Here is a 4,741-nt window from a genome sequence, read left to right as displayed (position 1 = left end):
AACTCAACACCAGCTTGCAAATGATTGTCCTTTCCTTCATTTCTCTCCTATTACGAAGATTTTAAACAGGTTCTTAGCCGCTAACAAGTAGCTGGATGACGATTGTCAGGGTGTAATCCCAGTGTCCCTATGATGTCATCCCAGTGCCCAGACACTGGGATCCAGGAAAGTTTGCTTGTAAGCAAGCAAACTAGCACAGAAAGTGGTTACAACATTTTCGATGAGATTATATGGAAAACTGGAATGGCACCATTTGTTATGTTTAACAAAGTTCGTACTTAGCTTCATGTTAGCCATAAATATTTAAGAAATTTACCAAATGGAAAAAAAGGCAAAAGAAGCCCCATGGTTAACTAGTTCTGACACTGGTTTCCATCCAAGACGGCAGTAGCCCCTTCGGTGTCATTCCAGTGTCAAGCACTGGAATGACAAAGGAGAGCAGTGTCAGCTACTTGGATGACACCTTTTTTCTACTTAGTGTGGGTTATACAAGAAGTCTATTGTATGGCTATTGCTGGTCGTATATTACTTATAGCTTATCTATTCAAATTGCAACTTTGTTTTTCACAATTAATTATTGACAGAAATTATTAATCGGGTTATTATTAAATTATCGTTAACAAGTGAGGCAAAGAAATGATGATATCCAATAGTTCTTCATTGCTAGAAGATAGTCGGGAGCTTACTAAAACTAAGCAGACTATATGGAAACCTTTAATTGCTGTTTCATTATTATCTATATTTAGTTTCATATCTGGTCAATATCTTCCTTATGTTATTATAGCAGTTTCTGGTTCTATTGCAGCAGTTCCTTTAGCAATTTTTGCTGTTTCTACGGTTGTTGCACTTATTTCAGTGACATATCTTGTTAAACTGGCTATTTCTAGAGATGATAATAAGAAAGAAGTAGGTCTTAATGGACAGAAATTCGGCCATACTCCATCTCAAGAACCACAAAAATTTGTGTGTAAAAATTGTGCTAATCTGGAGAATAAATCAAATGTACCTACTCCTCAATCACCTCCAGTAACGTTTGGAACACAACCAAATCCAAGTGTCAGTGTACCACCGCCGCCACCCCCTCCATTGCAACAAGATGCTGCACTACCACCTCCGCCTCCGCATTTTTTTACAGCTTCCAAGCATACGGAGCAACCTAAGAATGATGCACCGAAGAAGGCTGGTGAACCTGAGAATAATAATCATTCTACTCTGTTTGAACAGATAGGAGGAGGTACTACGTCAAAAGGAGTGGGCAGCGACAAAATTTTACAAATGAATTGAAAGCAAAATTAGAAAGTAGTGGGGGCACTGACAAAAAAGAAACACCAGAAGAATTTGCTGCAAGAATAGATAGGGAGCAAGCAGAGAGAAAGAAGTCGGATGATAATGATTCAGATTAGACAAAGAGACTTAAGGAAAGAGTAGCAGTCATGCAATTCTCAGATAGTGAAAGTGAGCATTCTGATTCTATTAGCGATTCAGATTGGACTGCAGATGAAAGCAAAGACAAACAAAAAGAGATATAGCAGGAAAAAGAGGAGCAGACAAAACACACAAATTCCCCATCAAGCAAGGAAGAAGGAAGCGGGGGTCTTGACAGTGGTATAGGATCTAGAGCCACATCTCCGATACATCCTGAACAAGAAACAGAGGAGTCACCGGTACCGCCAAGTTCGTGTGTTGATTCACCACAAGTAAATAATGTTGACTCAGTGGATAATGAGGTGCAAGATTCACCTACTCTTTCTGTTGAGGATCGCATAGCACAGTTTGGTGGAAAAGCGTTGCGATGCCAAAAGGAAAATGTTGTACAAGGACTATGATAATTATGAAATGGTCAGCCATGCACTTTCCTTCCTTTTCAAAATAAGTTTACCTACAGGTCTGATTGTATTAAGATTACTTAATACAATCAGATCTATTATATGCGTTTATCCAAATATTACCTGCCAACTCTAAAGGAAAAGCCTGCCCATGCTAAAATTATCTCCCATCAATATTCTTTGCGTGCAGGTTTAATAAAGCAGATAGCATCTGGCATCTATACGTGGTTACCACTTGGTCTCTTAGTGCTTAAGAATATTGAAGATATTATCAGAGATGAAATGAACAAATCCGGTGCTATTGAAGCATTAATGCCTTGTGTGCAACCAGCAAGTCTTTGGCGAGAATCAGGGCGTTACGATGATTACGGTAAGGAAATGCTACGCATAAAGGATAGGCATGAGGAAGATATGCTTTTTGGTCCAACGCATGAGGAGATAGCAACTGATTTAATTAGAGATGTGGTAAAAAGTTACAAAGATTTGCCACTTTGTTTATACCAAATTCAATGGAAATTCCGTGATGAGGTAAGACCACGTTATGGTGTTATGAGGGGCAGGGAATTTTTGATGAAGGATGCATACAGTTTTGATGTAGATTACGAAGGTGCACTGAATTCATATAATTTGATGTACAAAACTTACATAAAAATCTTCAAACGCATGGGATTTACTCCAATTGGAGTTCGAGCTGATACGGGGCCAATTGGAGGAAATTTGAGCCACGAGTTTCATATATTGGCAAACACTGGTGAGAGCACTTTATATTATGACAATAAATTTTCTGAACTACTAGAGAGTGAAGATATTGAAAGTTTAAAGAGTATATATGCAGTTGCAGATGATATGCATGATCCTGAGACTTGCCCTGTATCACAAGAACAGTTAAATGTTAGTAAGGGTATTGAAATAGGGCATATTTTTTATTTTGGTGATAAATATTCGAAGCCTATGAAGGCAAGTGTTACTTCTCAAGATGGAAAAAATGTCAATATACATATGGGTTCGTATGGCATTGGGGTTTCAAGACTTGTTGGTGCAATAATAGAAGCTTTTCATGATGATAAAGGAATTATCTGGCCAGAATCGGTAGCTCCTTTCAGAATTGGTTTAATCAATTTACAACCGAAAGTAACGGAGGCTGCAGATAAAATATATAAAGCTTTGAAAAGCGATGAAGTGCTTTACGATGATACGGAAGGGAGTGTAGGAGTAAAATTTTCTAGAATGGATCTGATAGGCTTGCCGTGGCAAATAATTGTCGGAAAAAAGGCAATAGATGAAAAGATAGTTGAAGTAAAAAATAGAGCAACTGGAGAGGTAAAGGAAATGCAGATTGAAGAAGCAATAAATCACTTTAGCACAAAATGATACACGGTATCGGCACTGACATAGTATATATACCAAGAGTATCGAGGATATTACAAAAATACGGGGAAAAATTTCTCAATAGAATCTACACTGAAAAAGAAATAGAGCTAAGTAGAAAGTATAATAGTCAAGAAATGCGAGCAAGGTATTTTGCTAAACGCTTTGCAGCAAAGGAGGCTTTTGTTAAAGCACGAGGTAGTGGTCAGGGTATTATAATGAAAGATATAGAAATATACAATGATGTAAGAGGCAAGCCATATCTTACCGTTAGCAAGGATTTTATCTCCAAAATTCATCTTTCTCTGAGTGACGATGGAGATTACGCTACTGCATTTGTTATAATTTGTGTCTATAGCTCACACAGATAAAGTTTACTCTTTTGTCATCTTATGGCTTACTGTATGAACATTCATTTTTAAAGGTAAACTGCACAGCAAATGGTGTCATTCCAGTGCCCAGACACTGGTTTCTGCAATCTCATCGAAAACGTTTTTCTATGCTAGTTTGCTTGCTCACAAGCAAACTTTCCTGGATCCCAGACTGGGATGACATCTTTGTTGTGTTTAACAAAAACAAATGTTCGTACAGTTGTGGAATGAACCGCAGTATAGCTATAGCATACACAAATAACTAAAAAAACATAGCGGTTTTTCTATGATTTGAGTATGATTCTAACTTTACCTAAACAAAAAATTTAATGTTAATGTATCTTTCCTTACCATTTTTTATTACTGAGAATTATTTATTAATTACTGCGTTGATTCCACTTTTAAGTGCGTTAGCTATTTTTTTTACTGGTAAATGGCCCAGAGTGAACAATAGTATTACTGTCACTTCTTCTCTACTTCTATTTGCGTATACGTGTCTGTGCACTTTATATTGGGTGTATGGTGATCATTCTCAATTTATCCTCATGGATTTTGGTAATAATTTGCACATTAGTTTAAAGCTAGAGTCTACCGGAGTAATATTCAGTTTATTGATATCGTTTTTATGGATACTAACCAGTATATATGCAATATGTTATATGCAGAATAACTATGCTGATAGCAATCACTCAAGTTTTCTATGCTTTTTTTCAATATCGATTAGCTGTGCAATGTTTATTGCTTTTTCTGGAGATTTGCTCACTACATTTGTCTTTTATGAGCTTCTAACTATTAGTACATACCCTCTGGTTACTTACAACTCAACAAATGAATCAATGATTGCAGGACGCCATTACTTTGGCGTGCTATTTTTCTCTTCTTTGGTATTATTTTTTCCTGCAATAGGCCTTTTATATAATGAATTTCATACTTTAGACTTTGTAAGTGGTGGAATATTCAAATCTGATACTTCACTCATCACTTTTATTGCAGTGTGTTTTGCTATGCTAATTTACGGAATAGGAAAAGCTGCATTAATGCCAATGCATTTTTGGTTACCAAAAGCAATGGTTGCACCAACTCCTGTGAGTGCACTACTGCATGCTGCTGCTGTTGTGAAATCCGGAGTTTTCATCATCATAAAAGTTATATTATACACTTTTGGCGTCGATAACA

General features: G+C 36.8%; 8 protein-coding genes. All 8 read left to right on the top strand.

From position 1 onward, the window contains the following. Nucleotides 1–102 precede the first annotated feature (102 nt). Nucleotides 103–282 (top strand): hypothetical protein, encoded by a 180-nt coding sequence (locus OZD61_RS04230; RefSeq protein ID WP_274979973.1) that lies wholly within the window; start codon nt 103–105, stop codon nt 280–282. 128 nt (nt 283–410) lie between these two features. Then, entirely contained in the window at nt 411–581 is a 171-nt protein-coding gene (locus tag OZD61_RS04225) for a hypothetical protein (RefSeq protein ID WP_274979972.1), read from the top strand. Between the two features lie 55 nt (nt 582–636). Then, nucleotides 637–1,284, top strand: coding sequence for a hypothetical protein (locus OZD61_RS04220; protein ID WP_274979971.1), 648 nt, complete (start codon nt 637–639; stop codon nt 1,282–1,284). Beyond that, entirely contained in the window at nt 1,281–1,403 is a 123-nt protein-coding gene (locus OZD61_RS04215; RefSeq protein ID WP_255324038.1) for a hypothetical protein, read from the top strand. The genes OZD61_RS04220 and OZD61_RS04215 overlap by 4 nt, the downstream gene beginning before the upstream one ends. Nucleotides 1,404–1,928: 525 nt before the next feature. Further along, nucleotides 1,929–3,197 carry a proline--tRNA ligase gene (gene proS, locus OZD61_RS04210; protein WP_274979970.1) on the top strand — a complete coding sequence of 423 codons (1,269 nt, stop codon included), beginning with the start codon at nt 1,929–1,931 and terminating at the stop codon, nt 3,195–3,197. Continuing rightward, on the top strand, nt 3,194–3,565 hold the full coding sequence (locus OZD61_RS04205) for a holo-[acyl-carrier-protein] synthase (protein WP_182320717.1): 372 nt from the start codon (nt 3,194–3,196) through the stop codon (nt 3,563–3,565). The genes proS and OZD61_RS04205 overlap by 4 nt, the downstream gene beginning before the upstream one ends. Before the next feature lie 11 nt (nt 3,566–3,576). Further along, nucleotides 3,577–3,831: a hypothetical protein gene (locus OZD61_RS04200; protein WP_182320719.1), complete on the top strand. Its 255-nt coding sequence runs from the start codon at nt 3,577–3,579 to the stop codon at nt 3,829–3,831. A gap of 69 nt (nt 3,832–3,900) precedes the next feature. Next, on the top strand, nt 3,901–4,741 hold an 841-nt coding region (locus tag OZD61_RS04195; protein WP_274979969.1), incomplete at its 3' end, for a proton-conducting transporter transmembrane domain-containing protein.

Origin of the sequence: Wolbachia endosymbiont of Drosophila bocki (assembly GCF_028982005.1) — a bacterium.
GTDB lineage: Bacteria > Pseudomonadota > Alphaproteobacteria > Rickettsiales > Anaplasmataceae > Wolbachia > Wolbachia pipientis.
This window is presented reverse-complemented; position numbering and strand designations above follow the sequence as displayed.

What these genes read in the sequence shown, in the direction of transcription:
- OZD61_RS04205 (WP_182320717.1), top strand. Translation starts at nt 3,194, where the DNA reads ATGATACACGGTATCGGCACTGACATAGTATATATACCAAGAGTATCG.
- OZD61_RS04220 (WP_274979971.1), top strand. Translation starts at nt 637, where the DNA reads ATGATGATATCCAATAGTTCTTCATTGCTAGAAGATAGTCGGGAGCTT.
- proS (WP_274979970.1), top strand. Translation starts at nt 1,929, where the DNA reads ATGCGTTTATCCAAATATTACCTGCCAACTCTAAAGGAAAAGCCTGCC.